15 protein-coding genes, 1 tRNA gene and 1 pseudogene are annotated in these 22,572 nt (G+C 55.0%); 5 read left to right on the top strand and 12 right to left on the bottom strand.

Annotation, left to right across the window (positions count from 1 at the left end; genetic code table 11):
- Window positions 1-24 precede the first annotated feature (24 nt).
- From HNQ59_RS17230 to HNQ59_RS17220, 3 genes are all read right to left on the bottom strand, one after another.
- Complete coding sequence (locus HNQ59_RS17230) at window positions 25-2,772, bottom strand: M16 family metallopeptidase (protein WP_184041635.1); 2,748 nt, start codon at window positions 2,770-2,772, stop codon at window positions 25-27.
- A 1,085-nt stretch (window positions 2,773-3,857) separates the two neighbouring features.
- A tRNA-Met gene (locus tag HNQ59_RS17225) sits at window positions 3,858-3,934 on the bottom strand.
- A 236-nt stretch (window positions 3,935-4,170) separates the two neighbouring features.
- On the bottom strand, window positions 4,171-5,319 hold the full coding sequence (locus tag HNQ59_RS17220; protein WP_184041634.1) for a class I SAM-dependent methyltransferase: 1,149 nt from the start codon (window positions 5,317-5,319) through the stop codon (window positions 4,171-4,173).
- Window positions 5,320-5,469: 150 nt separating this feature from the next.
- Here HNQ59_RS17220 and HNQ59_RS17215 point away from each other — a divergent pair, with 150 nt between their 5' ends.
- The 3 genes from HNQ59_RS17215 to HNQ59_RS17205 all read left to right on the top strand — a co-directional run bounded on the left by HNQ59_RS17215 (window position 5,470) and on the right by HNQ59_RS17205 (window position 9,997).
- The gene (locus tag HNQ59_RS17215) at window positions 5,470-6,210 is read left to right on the top strand and encodes a pteridine reductase (protein WP_184041633.1); all 741 of its coding nucleotides are present in this window, start codon (window positions 5,470-5,472) and stop codon (window positions 6,208-6,210) included.
- A gap of 407 nt (window positions 6,211-6,617) precedes the next feature.
- Window positions 6,618-9,320, top strand: a complete 2,703-nt coding sequence (locus tag HNQ59_RS17210) for a lamin tail domain-containing protein (RefSeq protein WP_184041632.1) — start codon at window positions 6,618-6,620, stop codon at window positions 9,318-9,320.
- 62 nt (window positions 9,321-9,382) lie between these two features.
- A complete protein-coding gene (locus tag HNQ59_RS17205; RefSeq protein ID WP_184041631.1) occupies window positions 9,383-9,997 on the top strand; it encodes an NF038129 family PEP-CTERM protein in 615 nt (204 codons plus the stop codon).
- Window positions 9,998-10,111: 114 nt separating this feature from the next.
- On the opposite strand, the gene HNQ59_RS17200 is transcribed toward HNQ59_RS17205, so the two are convergent.
- From HNQ59_RS17200 to HNQ59_RS17170, 7 genes are all read right to left on the bottom strand, one after another.
- The gene (locus HNQ59_RS17200) at window positions 10,112-10,909 is read right to left on the bottom strand and encodes an aldolase (RefSeq protein ID WP_184041630.1); all 798 of its coding nucleotides are present in this window, start codon (window positions 10,907-10,909) and stop codon (window positions 10,112-10,114) included.
- A 183-nt stretch (window positions 10,910-11,092) separates the two neighbouring features.
- On the bottom strand, window positions 11,093-11,791 hold the full coding sequence (locus HNQ59_RS17195; RefSeq protein ID WP_184041629.1) for an iron-containing redox enzyme family protein: 699 nt from the start codon (window positions 11,789-11,791) through the stop codon (window positions 11,093-11,095).
- Window positions 11,791-13,491 carry a class I adenylate-forming enzyme family protein gene (locus HNQ59_RS17190; RefSeq protein ID WP_184041628.1) on the bottom strand — a complete coding sequence of 567 codons (1,701 nt, stop codon included), beginning with the start codon at window positions 13,489-13,491 and terminating at the stop codon, window positions 11,791-11,793. The genes HNQ59_RS17195 and HNQ59_RS17190 overlap by 1 nt, the downstream gene beginning before the upstream one ends.
- A gap of 21 nt (window positions 13,492-13,512) precedes the next feature.
- The gene (locus HNQ59_RS17185) at window positions 13,513-14,706 is read right to left on the bottom strand and encodes an MFS transporter (protein ID WP_184041627.1); all 1,194 of its coding nucleotides are present in this window, start codon (window positions 14,704-14,706) and stop codon (window positions 13,513-13,515) included.
- The gene (locus tag HNQ59_RS17180; protein WP_184041626.1) at window positions 14,703-15,596 is read right to left on the bottom strand and encodes an NAD-dependent epimerase/dehydratase family protein; all 894 of its coding nucleotides are present in this window, start codon (window positions 15,594-15,596) and stop codon (window positions 14,703-14,705) included. The genes HNQ59_RS17185 and HNQ59_RS17180 overlap by 4 nt, the downstream gene beginning before the upstream one ends.
- Window positions 15,597-15,620: 24 nt before the next feature.
- On the bottom strand, window positions 15,621-16,439 hold the full coding sequence (locus tag HNQ59_RS17175; RefSeq protein WP_184041625.1) for a 2-amino-3,7-dideoxy-D-threo-hept-6-ulosonate synthase: 819 nt from the start codon (window positions 16,437-16,439) through the stop codon (window positions 15,621-15,623).
- An 8-nt stretch (window positions 16,440-16,447) separates the two neighbouring features.
- A complete protein-coding gene (locus tag HNQ59_RS17170) occupies window positions 16,448-17,782 on the bottom strand; it encodes a 3-dehydroquinate synthase II domain-containing protein (protein ID WP_184041624.1) in 1,335 nt (444 codons plus the stop codon).
- A gap of 1,771 nt (window positions 17,783-19,553) precedes the next feature.
- On the opposite strand from HNQ59_RS17170, the gene HNQ59_RS17165 reads away from it, so the two are divergent.
- On the top strand, window positions 19,554-19,883 hold the full coding sequence (locus HNQ59_RS17165) for a TM2 domain-containing protein (RefSeq protein ID WP_184041653.1): 330 nt from the start codon (window positions 19,554-19,556) through the stop codon (window positions 19,881-19,883).
- A 79-nt stretch (window positions 19,884-19,962) separates the two neighbouring features.
- Here the strand turns inward: HNQ59_RS17165 and HNQ59_RS17160 are convergent, their stop codons facing one another.
- Window positions 19,963-20,718, bottom strand: coding sequence for a glycine-rich domain-containing protein (locus HNQ59_RS17160; protein WP_246491062.1), 756 nt, complete (start codon window positions 20,716-20,718; stop codon window positions 19,963-19,965).
- A 126-nt stretch (window positions 20,719-20,844) separates the two neighbouring features.
- Entirely contained in the window at window positions 20,845-21,831 is a 987-nt protein-coding gene (ybiB, locus tag HNQ59_RS17155) for a DNA-binding protein YbiB (protein ID WP_184041623.1), read from the bottom strand.
- Between the two features lie 219 nt (window positions 21,832-22,050).
- Here ybiB and HNQ59_RS17150 point away from each other — a divergent pair.
- Window positions 22,051-22,572: pseudogene (locus HNQ59_RS17150) on the top strand (transposase); the annotation flags it as partial.

Here is a 22,572-nt window from a genome sequence, read left to right as displayed (position 1 = left end):
CACCGGTATTACCGGTATGGTTGATTATTGCTTGAACTCACCTGCATAGACTTTCACAAATTTGGCTGGGTCGATGTATTTACGGATCACCGCATTGACATCTGCCAAGGTCAGTTTTGCCACTTTGGTTTCCAGCTCGGCAACGAACTGCATCGTGCGGCCATCGTCCATCAGGCTGGCCAACTCAGCCGCCAGTGCCGGGTCTTGCGCACGTTCCAGTTTGAAGTTCTGCAGCAGACCCGCCTTCGCATCCTGCAGCTCTTTCTCGGTGATGCCGTCCTTGACCAGCCGGGCCAGCTCCTCGCTGACGCCTGCCTTCAGCTTGGGCAGATTCTCCGGCGCATAGATTGCCTTTACCTGCAGTGTACTTGCATCGTCAGCGGCATCGACTTTCAAGGAAGAACCAGCACCATAGCTGATGCCATCTTGCTGACGTAGGCGATTGATCAAGCGCGAGCTGAGGCCAGAGCCTTGACCCAGCACATAGTTACCAACCAATAAAGCAGGGTAATCCACGTCAGCATTTACCATCTTGATAGGCAACGCAGCGGAGAACACCGCATTGGCTTTGTCTTTCAGCTGCATGGTCAGCTCTTTAGGCTGGATGGGGTCAAATTTGCGTAGAACCTGCTGATAACGTTCAGTGCTCCGCCAATCGCCAAACAAGGTCGCCACCTGCTCACGAACCGCTGCTGCGTCGAAATCCCCGACGATTGCCAGTTGCGAATGGCTGCCACCGTAGAAGCGCTGGTAGAACTGCTGGATCTGCGGCAGTTGCAATTTGTTTACATCGGCCAGTGTCTCTTCAAAAGAAGGCTGATAGCGCACGTCCGTGGGGTCGTATCGGTTGAACTGGCGTTTCAGGGTGTTCCTGGCAACCGCATTGGGGTCGCTACGCTGTTCTTCCAGGGCCGCCGCCAGCTCATGCTTGGCGCGGTCAAACTCGGTGGCATCCAGCGCAGGCTCACGCAGCACGCTCTGCGCCAGCTTCAGCGCCGCCGGCAGGTTGGAGCGATTGGTCTGCATCGTCAACACGCCGCCCTCGGCGTTGCCCTGATAGGCCCAGATGGTCTTCAGTTTATCGAATTCGGCATGCAGTTGTTCACGGGACAGGCTGCGGGTGCCACGGGTCAGCACTGCGGCCAGCAGGGCACCTGCTTCGCGTTGTCCCTTGAGTGACTGCTCATCTCCGAAGTGAAGGTTGAAGGTCACCGCGACGGATTCGGCCCGGGTCTTTTTGGGCAATAAGGCAAGCTGGAGGCCATTGGGCAAGGCACTGCGCTGGGTGCGGGCTTCAATGTTGGCTGGTGTTGGATCGAAGGCTTCGCCTTGGGCTACTGCCGGGCGAGCCTTGAAATCCTTGAACGCCAGCTTCAGATCGGCTTTGGGTGGAATCACCGCGCGCTGTGGCTGCGCATCGGGAATGAACTGCCCCAGTGTGCGATTGGTTTGTTTCAGGTATTGTTCAGCCACGCGCTGGACATCGGCCACGGTCAGCTTCTCGATGCGATCACGATTCAGGAACAGCAAGCGCCAATCGCCCATGGCGATGGTTTCCGACAGTGCCGTGCCCAGCTGCTCCGGGTCACTCATCAATTTGTCGAAGCCATTCATCCATTTGGATCGTGCCTGATCCAGCTCGGCTTCAGTAATCGGTTGTTTGGCGATGTTTTCCAATACATCCAACATCACGCGTTTGACCTGCTCACGGTCGCCATCGGTCCGCAGCTTGGCGCCAGCGATGCCATAGCCTGGCTCGTTCATTGACATGCCCAATCCAAAGGCTTCACTGGCCAATTTCTTCTCCACCAGGGCCTTGTGCAAGCGCCCATTTGGTGTATCGCCCACAATCTGCATCAGCATCTGGAATGCAGGCGAATCGGCATGTCCGCCATCCGGTGCATGATAAAGCGCCGCAACAATCTGTACGTCGCCAGCACGACGCAGCACCACCTCGCGCTCGCCATCCTGTACCGGCTCGCGGGTGTAGGTCGGCTCGATCACGCGGCTGGGTTTCTTCACTGGGCCGAAATGGCGCTGGATCATGGCCAGCGTCTTCGCCGCATCAAACTTACCCGATACCACCAGAATGGCATTGTCGGGCTGATAATACTTATGGTAGAACGCCTGTAGACGCGGGATGCTGACATTTTCAACGTCGGCGCGCGCACCGATGGTGTCTTTACCATAGTTGTGCCACTGATACGCAGTGGCAGACATCTTCTGCCACAGAATCGAGAATGGATCGTTTTCGCCTGATTCCATTTCGTTGCGTACCACGGTCATTTCGCTGTCCAGATCCTTGCGGGCAATGAAGGAATTGATCATCCGATCTGCTTCCATCTTCAAAGCCCAGTCCAGATCTGCATCGTTCGCCGCAAAGGTTTCGTAATAATTGGTACGGTCATACCAAGTCGTGCCATTGGACATCATGCCCCGGCGGGTGAATTCGACATCGATGTTCGGATGCTTGGGGGTGCCCTTGAATAACAAGTGCTCCAGCAAATGCGCCATGCCGGTTTCACCGTAGTTTTCGTGACGCGAGCCCACCAGGTAGGTCACATTGACAGTGGTGGTGGGTTTGGAGGCATCTGGCGCCAACAACACACGCAAGCCATTCGGCAGGCGGTATTCAGTCACCCCCTCGGCTGTCGTGACCGGTTGCAGCCCGGCAGGCTGACTGGCTTTGGTCGCAGTGTCCTGTGTTGCAGCAATGATGGATGCGGGTACGGTATTGAGCGCCAGCACCACGGCAAGCGCGATATGTCTCATTTGCACCTTATTTCCTCTTTCCCAAGTAGTGGCCCCGCTGGGCCTGAATAAGTTATATACAGTGTGCCCCACCCGTTTTGAAGGACTGCCACGGGCGGTTTAGGCTATGAAATACCACCCATGGAATCTGGGCTACACCATCAATTACGATTGGCTGAAGTATCAGTCTCGCTGGATAAATCAGCAGGGTAACAACTGACAACCAAGCTGCGTATCATGGCTGGGGCTGTCCAGGCGAAATGGACACCACCGGGTATTTTCATTGATCGTCGATAATATAACTGGGTTTGGATGGCATCACAAAAGCTCTTGGAAGTGATTTCACAATTACCCAGTGGTCATGCCCTAAAAAACAGTCTAAATGAGGTATCCACCGGCCCGCCCATCTGCCCCAGTGCTCGGATGCTACCTCCGGACCGCCACTCATATCAGCTTCTCAGACACGGGTTTTGCCATCGCGTTCAATATTTGCAAACAGCCAGTGACGCTATGAATTGTTCAGATGGTCACTCTTTTCTGGGTGGTGACCAAATCACCCAGCCACCGCAGATGCAAAAGCTATCCTGAAAAACAAACTGTAGGGAAATCAAGCTCCCGGCATAAGGTGCGACAAGCCTCAGCTGATCTATCCGACCAGACCGAGCACAGGGGAGTCTGACGGTTTATCATTTCACCAACCAATAACCGTGCCAAACTTGATAAAAGGTAGATTGTGAACGACGTGCTTTATGGGGCACTTTTAAAGAGTGCCCCCGGTGACGGATGCCGAAGCAGCTCACTGAACACCGAGCCATAAACCCGTGCCAGCACCTGGGCTGGTCAGGAAGGTGGGTGTCAGCATGGATTGCCGTGCCCGATTGAAGATGGCGGATCGGCGTTGGTATACACCAGCCGTGGGATTGCAGGCAGGATCGAGTTCTAGAATGATCAGCATCTGCATCAAGTTTAAGGGGCGAAGGCCCCCGTGATGGGGTGTCGGATGATAACCTAGCCGATGCAAACTGGCTGGGTCGTTGTAGTAGAGGGCATCAAGAATTTGCAGGAAAAACTAAAGGGGTTAGCTTGCGCTAACCCCTTTATAATTCTGGTGGCGAATCAGGGACTCGAACCCCGGACCTGCGGATTATGATTCCGTCGCTCTAACCAACTGAGCTAATTCGCCGACATGAGCCGCGCATTATACGGGTTCTTTTTTTTCTGTCAAACGTTGTTTGCAACTTTTTTGAGAAATATTTGCGTGAGGTGGCCTGGTCAATAGATGAGTTTTTATAATAGATTGATATGTAAATATATTTTCAATGGGCGGGCTTGCGTGGGTCGGCTTGGTGCTGTTTGGGTGTCATTGGTTGAGGGGGGCCAGATCTCCGCAGATTGCGGTGTCTGGCCTGGTTGATTGGGTTACAGTGAGCGGCTGCGATCTCCAAATGTGAATCCACTAGGTGAGTGGTTAAAGTTTTTTCCAAAGCCGATGACTTTGAAGAGTTCGCCCATTTCAGCCGGGCTGGTCAGCTTTTGCACGGCATTGGTGATGGGTAGCCAGGTCTTGACGTCGTTCTGATCGTAACGTGCCAACACTTGCTCCAGTCCGCCGCCAAGTAAGAACATGGCCTGGGTGGTATAGCCGATGAATGCCAAGCCGTGGTCTATCGCTGTGTGGGCAATGGCGCTGAAATCGACATGTACGGTGATGTCTTGCAGGCCCGGCAGGTAAAATGGGTCGCTGTGTGCGTGGTGGCGATAGTGGCACATCAAGGTGCCTTGATCACGTTGGGGGTGGTAATACTCACCGGCCCCAAATCCATAATCGATCATCAAGATGAGGCCTTGTCTGAGGTGATCGGCCAAGCTTTTGATGAAGCCACGGTTGGTCAGGCTGATTTCCGTCAGATAGGGTGTGGGGACATCCAGGTGGGCGCAATGTTTTTCAAGGCTGGGGTGGCTGAGTGGCCGATCAACATAGGTGAGGTGATCGTTTTGCCAGCTCACGCCGCGCTCCTGCCAGCCGCTTTCGGTGTAGTGAACCAGCCGGGCGGGCATGGCATCCAATACTTCGTTACCGATCATGACGCCTTCGAAATTTTCTGGAATCTGATCAATCCACTCCACGTGCTTGAGTAAGGTCAGATCATGTTGAAATGTTTGCCATTGTCGCTCTTTGAGGTCGGCGGAGACATCTAATATGTAATAACGATCAGGTAATTGGTTAAGGGCGGCCAGCTCGCGCAGGATATCCAGGGCCAGTTTGCCGCTACCGGCGCCAAATTCGAGTATGTTCCGTCGGGTGTGTTGAAAGGCTTCGGCAAGTTGTTGAGCGATGATTTGCCCGAAGACGGGCGTCATCTCTGGGGCGGTTGTGAAATCTCCGGCTCCGCCGAATTTGGCGCTACCCGCTGTGTAGTAGCCCAGACCCGGTGCATAGAGCGCGTCTGCCATGTAGTCCGCGAATGACAACCAGCCTTGCGCGTGATCAATGTGGCTACGGATGTGGGAAACCAACCGGTTGCTATGTTCGAGCGCATCCGCGCTGGGCGTAGGTAGTGATGACATTGGTGTTATGCTAAATTAGTTCGATTAATGGCGTGATGAATGCCGCCAATCTGTGGGCGGCTTGTCACGATTCCATGCTGATTTTACAGGGTGTCAATGTGGCCGGCGAGCGATGTTCAATGATCGTGCGGGTCAATTAGGAGAGCAGCGGTGCAAGGTAAGGTGGTATTGGTGACTGGTGGCGCGAAACGGGTTGGGGCTGCGATTTGCCGCCAGTTACATGCTGCCGGGGCACAGATCATGGTGCATTACCGTACTTCAACCGGCGATGCGCGAGCTTTGGTGGCAGAGTTGAATCTGCAGCGCCCGAATTCCGCCGCCATGGTGCAAGGCGACTTGTTGAATGCGGGCGCACTGTCTGCGCTGGTAGCGCAAACGATCGGATCGTTTGGTCGGCTGGATGGCTTGGTGAATAATGCGTCCAGCTTCTATCCGACTCCCGTTGGGGATATTTCCGAAAAAGATTGGGATGACCTGCTTGGTTCCAATCTGAAGGCACCCCTTTTTCTGTCGCAAGCCGCTGCGCCAGAGCTGCGTAAAACACATGGCGCGATTGTGAATATTGTCGATATCCATGCGGAGCGGCCCATGCGGGGCCATGTGGTGTACAACATTGCCAAAGCGGGTTTGGCTGGGCTGACCCGCTCCCTGGCGCGTGAATTGGCGCCTGATGTCCGTGTGAATGGTGTGTCACCTGGGGCCAATATCTGGCCTGAGGGAGAATCGGTATTCGATGAGGTTGCTCGTCAGCGTATCTTGCACACGGTGCCATTACGTCGGGTGGGTGAGCCGGAAGATATTGCGCGCACTGTCAGGTTTTTGATGCAAGATGCCGACTATATTACCGGGCAGATCATTGCTGTGGATGGTGGGCGTTCAATTCACTTGTGATGTGCGATAAAACATTCCTGTTCAATGCTTTATATCTTGATCTGAGCATCTGTATTCTGCTTGTCTCTCCAGATTGATTCTGTGTGGTGCGATCAGCACCCCTGGTCATGTCTGTCATGTGCCCTCTGCGGCACTCCCCCAGTCGGAATGCATTCCGCCGAGCGGAATGAAATTGTGCTTGCCCGTAAAAGTCTGCTGCTAAATTAATTATTTCAATTCAGCAATTTAAATAGTATCGGATGTTTGAACGTCGGCACGCAGGCTTGCTTTGAGCGGGATGGGCTTATATTACCATTTGGCGAAATTTTGCTGACGTAATACTGCAATATCTGTAGGCTATGCTGCCCAAATTTTCAAGCGTTCCACTTTTGAAAATTCAATTATAAAATTTCAGGAAGAGAAACAGAATGTTAGCGAAGATTTCTATAGCGCCGCGAGTGCTTGCGCTGTCATTGATGTTGTTGGGCTCCGCACAGGCTGCTGGCCCGGTGGTGATCAGCCAGGTCTATGGGGGCGGTGGCAATAGCGGGGCGACACTCCGTCATGACTTCATCGAATTGTTCAACCGTTCCAATGCGCCGGTCGATCTGACTGGATGGAGCGTGCAATACACCTCCAGCGGCGGCGGTGTGTGGCAGGCAACGACCCTCAATGGCGTCCTGCAACCTGGCCAGTATTGGCTGGTACAACAGGCAGCGGGAGCAGGTGGCAGCCAGGATCTGCCGACACCAGACAGTATCGGCACCATCAATATGTCATCCACCAGCGGCAAAGTCGCTCTGGTGAACACCACCGCCTTGCTCGCTTGCAGCAGCAATTGCCTGCCGAACAGCCAAGTGGTGGATTTTGTCGGCTTCGGCGCGGCCAGCAGTGCTGAAGGTGCTGCCGCTGCAGCGCTGAGCAATAGCAGCGCGGCCCTGCGCCGTGCCAATGGCTGTACCGATACTGATAATAATGCAGCGGACTTTGCTGCTGGCACCCCGGCCCCACGCAACCGTAGTACTGCGGTGGTCAACTGCGCGAATGGGGGCGGTGACAATGGCGGTGGTGGTGATAACGGCGGCGGCGACAATGGCGGCGCAACTGCCCGCATCCGTGATATTCAGGGGCGTGCACATATCTCGCCCTTGAACGGTAAACCCGTCAGTAACGTGCCTGGCGTGGTGACCATGGTGGTCAACAATGGCTTTTTCATGCAAGACCCGCAGCCAGACAACGATGCAGCCACTTCCGAAGGCATCTTCGTCTTCACCAGCAGCGCACCGACTGTACAGTTAGGTGACGCGGTGACCGTGACCGGCAAGGTGGCGGAGTTCCGCGCAGGGGGCCCGACCGGTACCAACAACCTGACAACGACACAGCTGACTGGTGTGACTGTCAAGCGGGTGTCAAGTGGTAATCCGCTGCCAGCAGCGATGGTGATCGGTAGTGGTGGACGTATCCCGCCATCCAAGGCGATCTACGCCGGCCCCGCTGGTGATATTGAATCGGTGGGCACATTCAACCCGGCTGTGAATGGCATCGACTTCTGGGAAAGCCTGGAAGGCATGCGTGTGCAATTGAACAATGCCGTGGCCAGCAGCCCATCCAACAAATTCGGAGAGGTGGTCTTGTTGGGTGATGGTGGCGCCTATGCCAGCACACGCACGCCTCGTGGTGGTGTGATCATCGCCGCAGACGACTTCAACCCTGAGCGCCTGATGGCACAAAACGGCACAGTGAAAGTGCCGACTGTCAATGTCGGTGATCGTTTCGGCCAGGCAACAGGTGTGATCAACTACGCATTTGGCAATTACAAATTGCAATTGTCGGAATTGAGCCCGCTGATCAGCGGCAATTTGCAGCAGGAAGTCACCCGCAAGCAAGCGGCAGATGAATTGGCCATTGCGTCATTCAACGTGGAAAACCTGTCGCCAAATGATTCCCAGAACAAGTTCGATCGTCTGGCCAATCAGGTTGTGCGGAATCTACAGGCACCTGATATCGTCGGTTTGATGGAAATTCAGGACAACAACGGTGCAACCAATGATTCCGTTGTGGACGCAACCGACACCTACAACCTGCTGATCGAAGCGATAGTGCGTGCGGGTGGCCCGCGTTACCAGTTCCGCTCCATCAATCCGGCGGATGACCAGGATGGTGGCCAACCTGGGGGCAATATCCGCCAGGGCTTCTTATTCAACCCGGCTCGGGTTGCCTTTGTGGATCGCGCTGGTGGTAGCGCCACAGCAGCGGTCAGCGTGGTCAAGCAGGCAGATGGTGTTGCGTTGTCTTTCAGCCCTGGCCGTATTTCCCCGAGTGATTCGTCATTCGACGCCAGCCGTAAGCCGCTGGTTGGGGAGTTCCGTTTCAACGGTCAGAAGGTGTTCGTGGTGGCCAACCACCTGAACTCCAAAGGGGGTGACCAGGGCTTGTATGGCCGTAACCAGCCGCCCGTGCGCTCCAGCGAGGTACAGCGCAATCAACAGACCACACTCGTGGCGGGCTTTGTGAAGAGCCTGTTGGCTGCTGATCCGCAAGCCAATCTGGTGGTGCTGGGCGACATGAACGACTTCGAGTTCTCTGATGCGCTGGGCAAGCTGAAGCAGGCTGGCCTGCATGATCTGGTGGAATTGCTGCCTGCAGGCGAGCGTTACACCTATGTGTTTGAAGGCAATTCACAGGCACTGGATCACATCATGGTCAGCCATAGCCTGGCCAAACAGGCAGAGTACGATGTCGTGCACACCAATAGTGAATTTTCCGATCAGACCAGTGATCATGATCCGGAAGTGGCACGCCTCAAGTTGTCCCCCAAGGTGGTGGATATATCAGCACAGTTGAGCATCAGCCAATCCGGCCTGAGTCTCAATCGCGCGACAGGGCAATATCAGGGCACGGTCACTCTGACAGCCAAGCAGGCCATCAATGCACCGATAGCCGTTGCACTGCAGGCGCTGCCCGCAGGTGTGACCTTGCGGAACGCCAATGGTCAGCTTGGCGGCGTGCCTTATGTCAAGGTGTTCCAGAACTTGAATGCAGGGCAATCGGTGGCGGTCCCCGTGTTGTTTGTCAACCCAACCAACGCGCGTATCGGATTCAATACCGTCGTGTATAGCGGTCAGTTGTAAGCAATCTGTATGATGGCGGCCATCGGCCATGGTCATGGCCGCCAAGTAAAAAAGGGAAGAAGATGTTGAAGCGATTCAAAGAGCAGGTGCTGGCCGGGTTGGCTGGTTTGTGCATGGCGGCCTCCAGCTGGGCAGGGCCGATGTATCAGGTGTCAGTGGATACACACACGCTGGAAAGCCAGCAAGGGTTTATCGACTTTGGCTTGATCGGTCTGGTCGATTCGCCCTTGGCCAAGGCCCTGGTGAGCAAACTGCAAGGCGGCAAGCAGACTGGCCCGGCTGACATCTTGGGGAATGTATCTGCGGCAGGTGCGGACTGGTTGTTGGTCAACGATGCCAACAGCGATTTGCTGCTGCCTTGGCAATTCGGTAGCAACTTGAGCTTTGAGGTGGAGCTGTCTGGTGATTGGCTGACGCAGCATGCAACCAGTGGAACAACCTTTGCGGTCAAGTTGTTCGATCAGGCATTCAACAGCCTGCTGACCAACGATTCAGCAGGTGATCTGTTCCGTTTGGAATTGAGCAACCAGCAGGTAGGGATCTCGATTTTCGGCCATGGTAGCGATTCGATACCTGCGGCCACGGTGACGGCAAGTACCGTACCCGAGCCCGACACCGCATTGCTGGGCGCGTTGGCCGTGGGCGCATTGTGGCTGGCTCGTCGCCGTCAGGCATGATCGTTCCACTACTGCTCGCAACACCCTGCTGCTGGCGGGAGTTGTAGCAACAATGCGAGACGGGAAAACCGCCTCGCATTGTATTCCACCCTGTCCATGGCCCGTGTGCCGGACTCATTCTGCCAACAATTCGACCGTTTCTGCTTCCGACAGGCGACGTAGGATCTGGCGGGCAAAGTAGAAGAAAGTGGCTTGGCTTCGGCTGGGTTGCAAAATCCAGTCATGTGCTTCCTGAGCGAGTGCCGGGTCGATGGGCTGGATGGTGCCGACTGCCTCTGCCAGTAACTGCATCCGGGCAGCCCGCTCGATCTGAACCGCAAGTACACAGGCTTCCTCAATGGATTGCCCCGCAACCACCAATCCATGATGGGCCAGAATCGCTGCCCGTTTTTGTCCCAGCACACCACTGATCAGCTTGCCTTCCTCATTACCGACAGGCACCCCGGGCCATTTCGCCAGAAAGGCGACATCGTCGTACAGCATGCATGCATCCATGTGCGACACTTGCAAGGGGCGCTCCAGCATGGACAATGCCGATACATGCAGCGGATGAGTGTGGATGATGCACTGTACATCAGGTCGGGCACGATAGATCCAAGAGTGGAAGCGATTGGCCGGATTGGCCATGCCATCACCTTCCAGCACATTCAGGTCTTCGTCCACGATCAGTAGAGATTGCGTCGTGATCTCGTCAAAACCGTAGCCCAGCTGTTGCGTGTAATAGGTGCCTGCCGTACCTGTACGGGCGGTGATCTGCCCCGCCAGCCCGGATTCGTGCCCATAGGAGAACAAGATGCGGCAGGTCAGCGCCAGTTGTTGCCGAACGGACCAATTGGCCTTGGGCAGACGCGAGCGTAACTGTTGCTTTCCCGCCTCGATCAGCGATGCTTTGGTGTCGTGGATGGTTTTCAAATCTGGCTTACCTTGCTGAACTGGTTCAATGATTTGCCTATCTTGCGGTTGAAAAGGTCGCCGTAAGTGGCTCTGGGTGCTTCGGTCAATGGCTCCCGAACCTGTCGGAAACTGTGTCCACCCGTCACGCCATCGGTGGGTGATGGGCACTGCCCGAAGCCAGGCTCCGGGCAGTGTCTGGCATCAGGCCACTGCGTCTGCTTGTTCAACCTGGAATTTGCGCTCGATGGCATCGAAAAAAGCACTCCGCGCTGCAACCAGGGCCTGTCCGGTTTCAATGATGTGATTCATCTGGGCCGAGTCTTTTTCGATCATTTCCACCAGGATGTTCTCGATGGTTTCCGCATGGCCATCATCGCATGCCACATGCAGGTGGAAGAACCAGATCGCCGCTTTGTCCACATTGTGGGCCTCGAAACCTGTGATCAGGTCGCTGTATATGGCGGGCACCAGCGCCTCTGCACCCAGGCACAGCGCAGCCAGACCAATGCTGGGCTGTGGGTTGCGACAATGCGCGAACATGGTGTCGATCAGGTTTCGGGTGGCGGATGTCGGCTCGTTCTGATCCAGGCTCAGGCCAAAGTCAGACAACATTTTACGGTATATCAGGTAATGCGGTGTTTCATCGCTGCCTGAGAAGCCCAGCTCCTCGAACAGATTTTCAGCCAATTCGAAGACCTCCACATTGCTGGGCAGATTGGCCATCAGTGCGCACAGATAGCGCGTGAAAAATGCACTGTAATGGCCTTGTTGCACCAGGAAATATTTCAGCTCATCCAGCGAAACCTGCCCCGCTCGGCAGCGGGTCAGGAATGAATTGGTACGTAAAGTCTCAATCAGTCTGGCCTTTTCGGTGTCCAGCATCTTTTTGGCGTTCAGCATCACAGGGCCTCGCACAGTGTGGTGTTGGTAAGTGTTGGATCGGTGTCCTGCACATGGCCGAACACGCTCAGGTCCTGATTGCGATAGGCGTTCAGATCCTGCCAGAAACGTTCACGGATGACGCGTTTGAGCACTTTGCCGGTCGCGCCGAGGGGTAGCGTGGAATTGGGCGCCAGACTGGCCACGCAGACCGGTACATTGGCGGGCACCTTCAGGCGCAGGGCATCGTGCACCTTCTGGCAGCGTTCGCGTTCGCTGCCCGGTGCAGCGGCAATCAGGGCCACCACCATTTCGCAGGTGCGCGGGCTGAGGGGCACGCCGACCACGGTGACATCTACTTCATCACATTGGCGTAGCACCAGTTCTTCCAGCTCAAGTGTATAGGCTGGGCCGCTGGCGGTACGGATGACATCGACCGCACGATCCAGATGCATGAAGGCACCATTTTCATCGAGGTAGCCGACATCGCCAGTCAGCCAATAACCCTCGGGTGCTTGGCAGCGCCGGGTCAGCGGCTCATCGAGGTAGTAGCCGGGAGTGATGGTGCGAGAGCGGATCGCCACGTAGCCGATCTGTCCAGCGGGGAGCACGCGGCCCAGGTCATCCAGAATGCGCACGGTTGCAAAAGGAACAGGCTGCCCGACACAGCGACCCGTTGTGACATTGCCGCGAGTCGAGACTTTGCTGAATAGCGCCATACCCAACTCCGATGCGCCGAAGCCATCGTGGAAGGCCGCATTGGGTGCGGCTTCCAGCAATGCGCGGATATGCATCTCATGCGCGGTGTCGCCGGTGTTGAAGAATCGGCGCAGGAATGGAAACGCCTGGGCGGGCAGTTTCGATTCGGCCAACGCACCATAGGTTTGGGGGAACCCGACCACGATGGAGGGCTGAAATCGGGCAATCTGGTCACCAAGGGTGTGGCCGGTCAGGCTCGACAGCACGCGGGTGGGGATGCCAAGCAGGACAGCGGTCATCAGATAACTGACCCCTGCCGAGTGCGAGTGTGGCAAGGCACTCAGCATGCGATCCTGATCCGATTGCAGAAATACCCGTAACCGCTCGCGCTTGCCATGGAAAAACTGCTGATGGCCAAACAACACGGCTTTCGGGATACCAGTGGTGCCTGAGCTGTGGCAGATCATCACCATGGCTTCGCCGTTGTAGCTGGCAGGCCACTCGCCACTGGGCTGCAAGGGCAGATCTGGCGTGGCTTCACCATAGCGGTGTACGTTGTCCACGCCCTGGCACAGCACTTGGAATGTGTCGCTGTTGCCATGTTGCTCATACACCAGATGATCGAACCGATATTTCTGGTGATATAGCAGGGTGATATCGGGCCTCATCCGGCAGTTCACCGGTGCGGGAATTGCCTGGATGCTGGTCAGCGCCAGAAAATGCAGGAATTGTGAAATACCTTCGGCAGTGTAGGTGCACACAATCTGCCCAGGTGTCACCCCCCGCTGCTGGTACCAAGCTGCCAACTCTGCCACGACAGCGTACAGGTCTTGCAGGGAAAGCGTCTCATAAGCCTTGCCGCGTGGGGCGACGAACGGCTGCTCCAGCGAGAACAGCACGCTGAGCGCATCCACCGGCTGGGCCAGAACTTTGAACAGGAAGTTGCCAATGCCCAGTGTGTGGTCGTGATATAGCGATTCGCGTATCGCCCGGGTGTGAGGTGAGATCAAATGCGTTGTCATCGTGTATCTTTCCATCGCGAATTATTGGGTGCGCGCTGTCGGCGTCGGCTGGTTTGAGATGCCAGAGGCAATGGCCAGGCCGATCAACGCCATGGAGGTAGAGAACAGGATCACCTGGGTCATGCCGGAGTGGCCAAACAATTGCCCACCTACCGCTGCCCCTGTCGTCATGCCGACATACAGGCTGCTGCTGAGGAATCCCATGACTGTCGGGCGGCGCACGGTAAAACGCTGTGCAGCGCATGCCTGCAAGGCAGGGAAAAAGCCATAGGCCACCAGCGAGATCAGGAACAGATTGATCAGCAAGGCGTTGACTGACCCAAGCGGGTAGGTGAAATACAGCACCCCCAGCGTGACCGCCATCATTGCAAATGCCAGCCGGACCATAGTGGCCGGGCCGATCCGATCAGCCAGCTTGCCGCCCAGCAGGCCGCCCAGCGCCGCGCCGATACCATAGCTGGTCAGCAGGCTGGCCAACGTCGAGACCTTGACCTGGTATTCACTGCTCATAGCTGTTGGCAACAGCGTATAAGTGGCATAGACACAAGCAGACCAGCAGATCATGCAGGCGAAAAAGCGGACTGCATCTGACAGCTTTTCCTGCGTAGCAACCCGCCCGGTCGTGCCTCGCCTACCTGCGGGCGCTGTTTCTGCCTGCCAAGCCAGGTTATTGATGGGCAGGACCAGCAGAAAAGCCACTGCCAAGCCGGCAAATACCAACCGCCAACCGGAGAACGTGCCCAACAGCAGGCCAAACGGCGCCCCGAGCACCAGTGCGATCACCAGGCCGGAATTGACCTGTGCCAACTTGCCAGCCCGCTCGGCAGGCAGCGTGCGCTCGGCGGTCAACGTGTAGATCATCGGTGAAATGGATGCCGCCCCCAGCCCTGCCAGCGCCCGGCTCAACAGCAAGTGCGAATAGTCTGCCGCCAGCGAGGTGTAGAGATTGGCCAGACCGATCAGCAAGATGCCGAACTGCAACACCTTGCCCACGCCGAAACGCTCAGCAAACTTGGCTTGGATCGGGCAGGCGATGGCATAGGCGATACTGAACACGCTCACCAGCATGGCCAACGATTCAGCAGGCTGATGCACCTCTTGCCCGATGGCGGGCAGGAACGGGGAAACGATGAACAGATCCGTCCCGACCAGAAAGATCGTGATCCAGCCGACAAACATCCAGGATCGATTCAAGGTCATTGCCAATGAAGTCACGGTGAGACCTTTTCAAGCAAGCGTGTTGTTTGTTCGGTATGCATCGCACCAATCTGCTCCAGATACTGGAGTACATTGCTGTAACGAGGCCGCCACCCGTGTTTCATCAGCCGCTGATTGCTTACCCGGAACGATGGCAGCGCATTCAACGGGGTGGCGTCGGGCGCATGCTCGCCATCTTGTCCCAGCGAGGCGAACAGGGTGCGATAGGTCAGTGGCGAGCTGTCCGCTGCGATGTAGGGCTCGTGCAAGGGCAGATGCAGAGCTGCCATGAAAGCCCCCACCAGATCATCGATGTGGATCAGGCTGAGATAGCGCCCCGGAGATTCCGGTGGTGCAATGAGCCCTTGTTGAATCCGTCGGAAGAACGCCTCATCCCTCGCCGTATCTGGGCCGTATACCGCACCACCCCGGATCAGCACCCACTGGGCAGCGGATGACTGGATGGCTGCTTCCATGACCAAGGCCGAAGTCAGCACCCCCTGCCCGCAGACCTCTGCGCACTCATCCACCAGCTCTGAAGACTGATGCAGCATGGCGATGCTTTGCTGCACCAGTCGGCACTGGTTGCCATGATGGGCCAGTGCCGCCAGTAGATTGCGTGTGCCCTCGATACGGATTCGATCGTTGAGCTGCCAATCTCCCTTTCCTTTGCCATTGGGAATGCTGGTAGCCAGGTTGATCACCACATCCTGCCCCTGCAGGGCGGCAGTCAGTGATGCTTCGTCCAGAATGTCCGCCGTGACACGCTCATATAGACCATTTGGCCAGGTAGGCAGGGTACTGGTTGCCCGCGCAATACAGCGGACATGGGCACCCATCTTGAGTAGTTTGGCGACCAGGCGACGCCCTATCACGCCACTGGCCCCGATTACAGCGACCTTCATCATGTTTACTCCTGATCGAGAGCCGACTCAGGCTGCCGCAGAGTGCTGCGCATCCTGATTGGCCAAGGCTTCTACGTGACTGATTCCATGGACTGCTTGCCCAATCTGAGCGATGAAGCCCGCCATATTGGCCTGCTGAAACAGGTTGCGCCCCATGCACACCCCAGCAGCGCCGCCTTTCATGGCTTGCTCCACCATCGATAGCGCCTCGGCATTGGAAGCTTTCTCACCGCCTGCAATCAGCACTGGAATGAAACATCCTTCCACCACCTCCCGCATGGCTTCCGCTGAGCCTGGGTACACCACCTTGACCAGATCCGCACCCATCTCGGCGGCCAGCCGGGCCGCGCTGCAGATGTGGTGTGTCGCCTGGCTGACCACGCCATCCACGCGCGTATACATCATGGCCAGCAACGGCATGCCCCACTCCCGACAGCGTGATGCGACCAGACCAAAATCGCGCACCATCTCCGGCTCGGCCTGAACCCCCAGGTTGACGTGCACTGATACGGCCACTGCACCCATCCGGATGGCGTCCTCTACGCTGGCGACCAGCGCCTTCTCGGTTGAGCGTGGGCTGACCGTGGTCGAGGCAGACAAATGTAGGATGCGGGATGGCGTGTCATAGGGTGATAAGGACTGCACCACATGCTCCATGACCCCACGGTGTAGCACCAGGCCTTGCACCAGCTCTAAATCCGCACAGAGCTTGGTAATGGTCTGCATCGGGTGGACCAGCCCAGCGACTGGCCCCAGTGTCGCGCCGTGATCCATGGGGATGATCAGGGAGTGCCCAGATACCGGATGGAACAGATTGGCCAGCCGGGTTTTCTTTCCAATGTTCATATCCAACCTCACTTTTCGAGAATATGCTCAGTCACGCGCAAGCCGGTGTGCCGACCTGGTACATCGATGTATGCCATCACGGTGTCGCCAGGCTGCAACAGCGTGCAATGCCTCACCACGCCATCCGCTCCCATCACCCGTACATGCCAGTCGTTTTGCAAAAAGGTATTGATATAGACATAGTGCTCGTCGGCACTGGCAATCGACTCGCCTGTCGGTGTCACATTGCGCTTCAATGTGGCATCACGGCGGGCTGCATCGCGAATACGGCTATCCACTTTGTCCAGCGCCACTCGGCATTTGATTTTCAGCATTGGGCGGCGCTCGATCTTGGCGCGACCGACCGATACCACCCGCGCTGAGCCATTTTTATTGACGCACAGCACTTCCGATCCGGCTTCCATCTCGCTCAGGTACAGGGCCGAGCCATCTTTGCCCCATATATAGGAATGCACTGCACCCGCATTCACACGGAACTCGCGAAGATTCATATGTGGCAGGAAATGTGTCTCAGAGCACACGAAAATCCCGCCCCAGCCCGTAGAGCCGATGATCATGCCTTCCTCGGCAGTCATCATCGATGTGGTATCAACACACACCCGGTTGCCCAGCCCGGTATGTTGCACCTCGACCACCTCGGCCTCTACCAGCCCGATCTGGCTGGATTGCCTGCTCTGCAGATTCTTACTGAGGGATTGGATGCTGCCGACCTTGTCAGTCTTGAACAGCACACCTACACCTTGTTCCATCGTGGCAAATGCATTCAGCGACTGATCCACATCCTCGACGATGTTCTGTAACCCCTTGATGGGCACACTCCGCAGAATCTTGGTGTGCGTCCCCTCCGCCTTGGCGAGCATCAACTCATAAGGGATATAAGTGGCGTGGGTGATGTCGATCACCACAAAATCATCCCCTCGCTCACAAACCGTGACGCAATATGGAAACTCCGCCTGTAAATCTTCTACATTGATCAACAACCCGGCCTTATGCTGTCGCGCCACCGCAGCAAGGCGGATTTCCTCACTTTGCGTGAATACCCAGACCTGTGGGTCCAACTGCTCCAGCTGTGTCAGGTGGTCAATCCACACCACACGCTGCTTATGGGTGTGCATCGACGGCAACTGCTCAACATTCAATACCAGATGGGTACAGTTGCTCTTTTCCACCGCATCAAGCAAAGCTGTATCCTGGCAACCACGCGCATCGAACCACCACTGCGTTTCACCCGCATCATGCACTGTTGCCCCATCGGATTTGAGCTTTACCTGCTTGACCAAAGCCACATCCGCCACCGCACTCAAGGCCGTATTCTTCTCGGCTACCGCTTTTGAATTCTTCATGTTTTCTCCTTGATCCATCTACTTCTATTGGCAATAGTCAAAGCCTGGACAAATTCCTGATCCAAGACATTCCCCCTGCTGCCGATCAGACGGCAGTACCAGGTTGATCTGCTGCTTCCAGGTGGCAATACGCCACCCAGCCCCGCAATCTATGCAGGCTGATTCAATCGACATCGACATGCCGAGTCATAAGCAATGAATCCACCAATCGACCAGCTCGTTCATGCAACTTGTTGAATCTTGCTGATTAACAATGAGCAGTGAATGATGGTGGTTGCATTTGATTGTTCAGATTGAAATAGTATTGAAATTCAATCATGCGAATATAATTTCATTCAATAAATAAAAAGCATATTTACGCGGTGTAATTGACTGTATCAATCAAAAGGCAAGCCATGCCATCCACACTGCCTCAAGATGTAGAAAGCCAACCACCAACCAGGTTGAGCGTCGATCTTCACCGTCATCTCGAACGCAGCATTGATATAATCAATTGTATTAATTGAATTTTTTATGAATTTTTGCGAAATGGCATAGGCTGTCCGCTGCTTCGGATGATTGTTCTCACCAGCTCCATACTATTTCTCATGGAGGATTGATCTTGGCGATAGTTGCCATAATTAGAGGTTGATGATTTAAGGCGAATCATATTTGTCATCTCCATTTATTTGCTTCTTGTAGTTATTATTCGCATATTACCAGGCTTATTGGCGGTTGCAATTATTATTCGCATGTTACCAATATTGCGTCAACGATTTAATTATTAATTCAGATTTTTTGTACTAATGATAAATTGTATATATTCGCAGATCAAACTGTTACTCAGCTTGGCGTTGCGGTTGAAATAATTGGCTTTTTGGGTGGGGGCGCTTGATGGGATTGAATGTGCGGCAAAATTTGGGCAAGCAAATCAAGCCTGCATGAATAGTGATAGGCACCTGTCAGGTTACCAAACGGCCATATTTCTCATACCTTGCATCAAGGTTTTTGGATAAGGCGAACAGATCATGACGATCATTGGTGGGTGCGGCCAGATCATCTGACACGGTTTACAACTCATATAAACGCGCCGTACCAGCCCTGTGGGATCAGTATGGGTGGCATACTTGCTTGTGAGCGGTTGAGTGGCCAGTGTGTTTTTCATCACCAATGTCATGTACCCACCGCATCAAAGTAGGCCACGGCACCTGGTCAACCAGCACGCCTGATATGTGTGATGCACCTGCGAATCACTGATGGACATCAATGAACCAAGACACACGCTAATGCGGGAGCCGGTTGGCGGCCAAGCATCTATGAATGAGGAAGCAATGATCGCTCCCTCAGAGGGTGGACTGCGGTCAGCTCACATCGACTGAGCCAATCATGTATTCAATGGATTTCAAAGCCCGTTTCGCATCAGACTCGGCACTCCAAGCATGCATCCTGCGGCCTCGTATCAAATATGCAAGTTTCAACATGCGTTAATACTGCATTCATAGTCAGATACGCATAATTCAATTATCAATATGAATCAGGGAATATGTATTGCAGGGTTGTATGCAGCCTTTTGATAAATGGATTATCTATTGGATGTTTTTATTATTTTAATAATCAATGACTTGGATTTGAGGGGGAAGGTTGGATTGCCATGTAAGTCATTGCATTTTATGTGTGGTATATAAAAATTAATAAATTTATTACTTGGTGATTATCTTTCTTGCCGGGTCAAATGGATAACTCTGCCATGCCTTTTGGGCAGGCCGCCAACTTCACAGCACAGGAATCATTTATGACGAGTACTACCAGCGTATATCAGTTGGTCAGCTGCAATGGCTGCGGAAAACAGATCCACAGCAGCGCTCTTGCTTGCCCTGGATGTGGTGCGCCACAGCCAGCCGCCCAACTTGTTACCGACAAACGCATTCTTCCGGCAATGCTGCTGTGCTTTTTCCTTGGGTGCTTTGGGATACATCGTTTCTACGTTGGCAAGGTCGGTACCGGCATCCTTCAGCTATTGACACTGGGCGGGTTGGGCATTTGGGCGCTGATTGACTTGATCATCATTGTCGTAGGCTCATTTACTGACAGTGAGGGAAGAAAAATCAAGCAGTGGACATAAGCATCTGTTGATCTAGGGGCTGCAGGCCTGCGCTCCTGCAGACAAAGGGTGTTGGTGGATGAGGCTGATTCATATGGCCTCAATCTCCTCCGCCCCCGCAGCCACCACCACAGCTACTGCTGCTACAGCCACTCCCATCGCTATCTCCAGCCGTATCACCACCACCGCAACCAGACGAGCTACGGCTACTGTCATCTGCATCGTTGATGAAACCGCCGCCTGCATCGCCATCGCCCCCCGCTACGTCAGCGCCGCAATAAAGAGTGTTTGTTGTGCCATCACTCCCCGGCGCTGAGTTGGTCGCCCGGCAGTCAGGCACATAATAAAAACCACCTGCAATACTCAGTGTAAGATCCAAACCGAAAATGAGAGGAACCTGCTGGGTGCTGTGGACAGGAATGCCCTCGTCGAAACAGGCCAGGTGCCAGGCTCGGCGGATGGCGTGTTGCTGAGTGGTTGGGCTGCTCATTGAGGCTGCGGGAGTGTGATGCAAAAAGTAGCCAAAGGCCTTCCGGCAAAAATCCTGATAATTGCGGGTATGCAGAATGAACTCATGCCATAGCTCGTCCACTACCTTGGAGGGCATGGCGACCAATTTGCGATTTGACCGTTGTGAGATACGAAAATATTGGCGCAGGCCAGCCTCAACCTGTTTGAGCTGGTGCTCAGTCAGCTCTGGTCGGTTGTTGCGAAATCGCACGATCAGCGATTTCGGGAATTCATACTGGCGTAGAAACTGTGCTCTGCGCCTATGGCGGCGACGGCGCCAGGTGCCAAGTACCAAGGGGGTGGCAGCAATACACCCCGTTATCGCCACCCAGCCAATCAAATTCATGACAGTCCTTCCTCAAATCAGGCGTTGACACGGTTTTTTGCTTCGCATTGAGCTGATTCTGGGGGAGGGCAAGAAACCTCAGCATGGCCTACATGCCCAATGCCCATCAAGCGGGTGAGCAGTTGCCTATGTAGATACGAAATGATTGGTTTCCACTGCGGCAATGGCCTTCGCCTGATTCAAATCTGCCGCATAACCACAAGCATATAGGCAGCATGCCAGCTGATTGACCAGCGGGGTGGGTAATGGCACCTGACCATTCAACGCTTGGCGAATCCACTTGGCAGTGGCATCAGCATCAATTGACTCCGGCAACCTGGGCAATTGGGCAATCGGTCCGCTTTCCGCTTCAAACAATACTTGATGCATTTGATTCTTGAATAATTCCATCTGGGGGCGCCGCTTGGGATTGGCAAAAGCTTCTCCTTCCGTGCCTCGGAGCAACAAGGCAGTTGCTCGATTCGTAACAAAGAAATCACGCATCTTGATCAGGTACTCGGGGTGACTGACACTGACCAGGCGGACGCTGTCGCCTTCTATTGGATCGATCATCTTGACCAAGCTGTGCGCGCTGTTGCGCACCCCCAGTCTGGCACGCAAGGCAAGCAGATTATTCAATCCTGGTGCTGTCACCTGGGTCGGGACAAAGGCCAACCCTGTCTTATCCAGCGCATCCTGTGCTTTGGCCAGCGTGGCACACGGCAAGATCCCCAATTCGCGGAAAATGGAGGCTGTGCCGACTCTATCCATGCCTTCCAGTGGCCCATGCACCAGCACGGGTACCCCAAATCGTTGCAGCAACAATGCTAGAAGCGGCGTCAGATTTGCCTGGTGCCGTGCACCGTTATAACTTGGAATGATCACCGGCAGCAGCTTCCCACTGGGTTTGCGCAGGCGGATCAACCGATCTTCGCAGGCACGGAAAAAGCCAAGCAGCTCTGCCTTGGATTCAGATTTCATGCGAAAAGCAATCAAGACCGCACCCAGCTCCAGCGCATCCAATCCGCCATCCAGCATTGCGGCAAATAGCGTATAGGCCTCAGCCTCATCCAGATCACGAGCACCATCACGTCCTCGGCCAATTTCACGTAACAATCGAGGTATGCTCAGCATGCATCGTCTCCTATCTACCGATATTGTGAATCACCATGGCATTGCATTCTACATGTTGCCGCCAACATGGAAGCCCGCATACGAGCACGTGTTGATGCATCACAAACATCACTCAATGCGGCATTTGATTATGAAATGGCGGTTGTCAATATCGACGTCCCCCCGGAATTGAGTAGCGCCTGACTTGAGAGTCCAATCCCAAGCGACAGGAGATTGGACATGAAGAAACGTTTCAGTGAAGAACAAATCATTGGCTTCCTGCGGGAAGCCGAAGCGGGCTTGCCGGTTGCAGAGTTGTGCCGCAAATATGCTTTTTCGGAATCCTGTTACTACCTCTGGCGCAGCAAGTTTGGCGGAATGAGCGTTTCGGATGCCAAGCGCCTGAAGGAATTGGAAGCAGAGAACACGCGGCTGAAGAAGTTGCTGGCCGAATCGCTGTTGGAGAACGAGGTCACGAAAGAGGCCTTGAGAAAAAAGTGGTGAGCGCACCGTCACGGCGTGATCTAGTGCGCTACATGATTGACCAGGGACTCAGCGAGCGGCGCTCGCTCCGGGTCATTGGCATGCGCACAAGTGCCTTCCGCTACCAACCGGTGACTGACCGGAATGCTGCTCTGAAGGGGAAGATCATCGCGCTCGCCCAACGCCACCGGCGCTACGGGGCCGGGATGATCTATCTGAAGTTGCGTCAGGCTGGAGAGGTCGTGAATCACAAGCGGGTGGATCGCCTCTATGCCGAAG

This window comes from Chitinivorax tropicus (genome assembly GCF_014202905.1).
In the GTDB taxonomy this organism is placed as follows: Bacteria; Pseudomonadota; Gammaproteobacteria; order Burkholderiales; family SCOH01; genus Chitinivorax; species Chitinivorax tropicus.
The sequence above is the reverse complement of the archived record's forward strand: the minus strand, read 5'-3'. Positions and strand labels throughout refer to the sequence as shown.

Excerpts from the sequence above, each read along its gene's own strand:
- HNQ59_RS17230 (WP_184041635.1), bottom strand. The coding sequence starts at position 2,772 with ATGAGACATATCGCGCTTGCCGTGGTGCTGGCGCTCAATACCGTACCC.
- HNQ59_RS17220 (WP_184041634.1), bottom strand. The coding sequence starts at position 5,319 with ATGTCATCACTACCTACGCCCAGCGCGGATGCGCTCGAACATAGCAAC.
- HNQ59_RS17210 (WP_184041632.1), top strand. The coding sequence starts at position 6,618 with ATGTTAGCGAAGATTTCTATAGCGCCGCGAGTGCTTGCGCTGTCATTG.
- HNQ59_RS17205 (WP_184041631.1), top strand. The coding sequence starts at position 9,383 with ATGTTGAAGCGATTCAAAGAGCAGGTGCTGGCCGGGTTGGCTGGTTTG.
- HNQ59_RS17195 (WP_184041629.1), bottom strand. The coding sequence starts at position 11,791 with ATGCTGAACGCCAAAAAGATGCTGGACACCGAAAAGGCCAGACTGATT.
- HNQ59_RS17190 (WP_184041628.1), bottom strand. The coding sequence starts at position 13,491 with ATGACAACGCATTTGATCTCACCTCACACCCGGGCGATACGCGAATCG.
- HNQ59_RS17180 (WP_184041626.1), bottom strand. The coding sequence starts at position 15,596 with ATGATGAAGGTCGCTGTAATCGGGGCCAGTGGCGTGATAGGGCGTCGC.
- HNQ59_RS17175 (WP_184041625.1), bottom strand. The coding sequence starts at position 16,439 with ATGAACATTGGAAAGAAAACCCGGCTGGCCAATCTGTTCCATCCGGTA.
- HNQ59_RS17170 (WP_184041624.1), bottom strand. The coding sequence starts at position 17,782 with ATGAAGAATTCAAAAGCGGTAGCCGAGAAGAATACGGCCTTGAGTGCG.
- HNQ59_RS17165 (WP_184041653.1), top strand. The coding sequence starts at position 19,554 with ATGACGAGTACTACCAGCGTATATCAGTTGGTCAGCTGCAATGGCTGC.
- HNQ59_RS17160 (WP_246491062.1), bottom strand. The coding sequence starts at position 20,718 with ATGAATTTGATTGGCTGGGTGGCGATAACGGGGTGTATTGCTGCCACC.
- ybiB (WP_184041623.1), bottom strand. The coding sequence starts at position 21,831 with ATGCTGAGCATACCTCGATTGTTACGTGAAATTGGCCGAGGACGTGAT.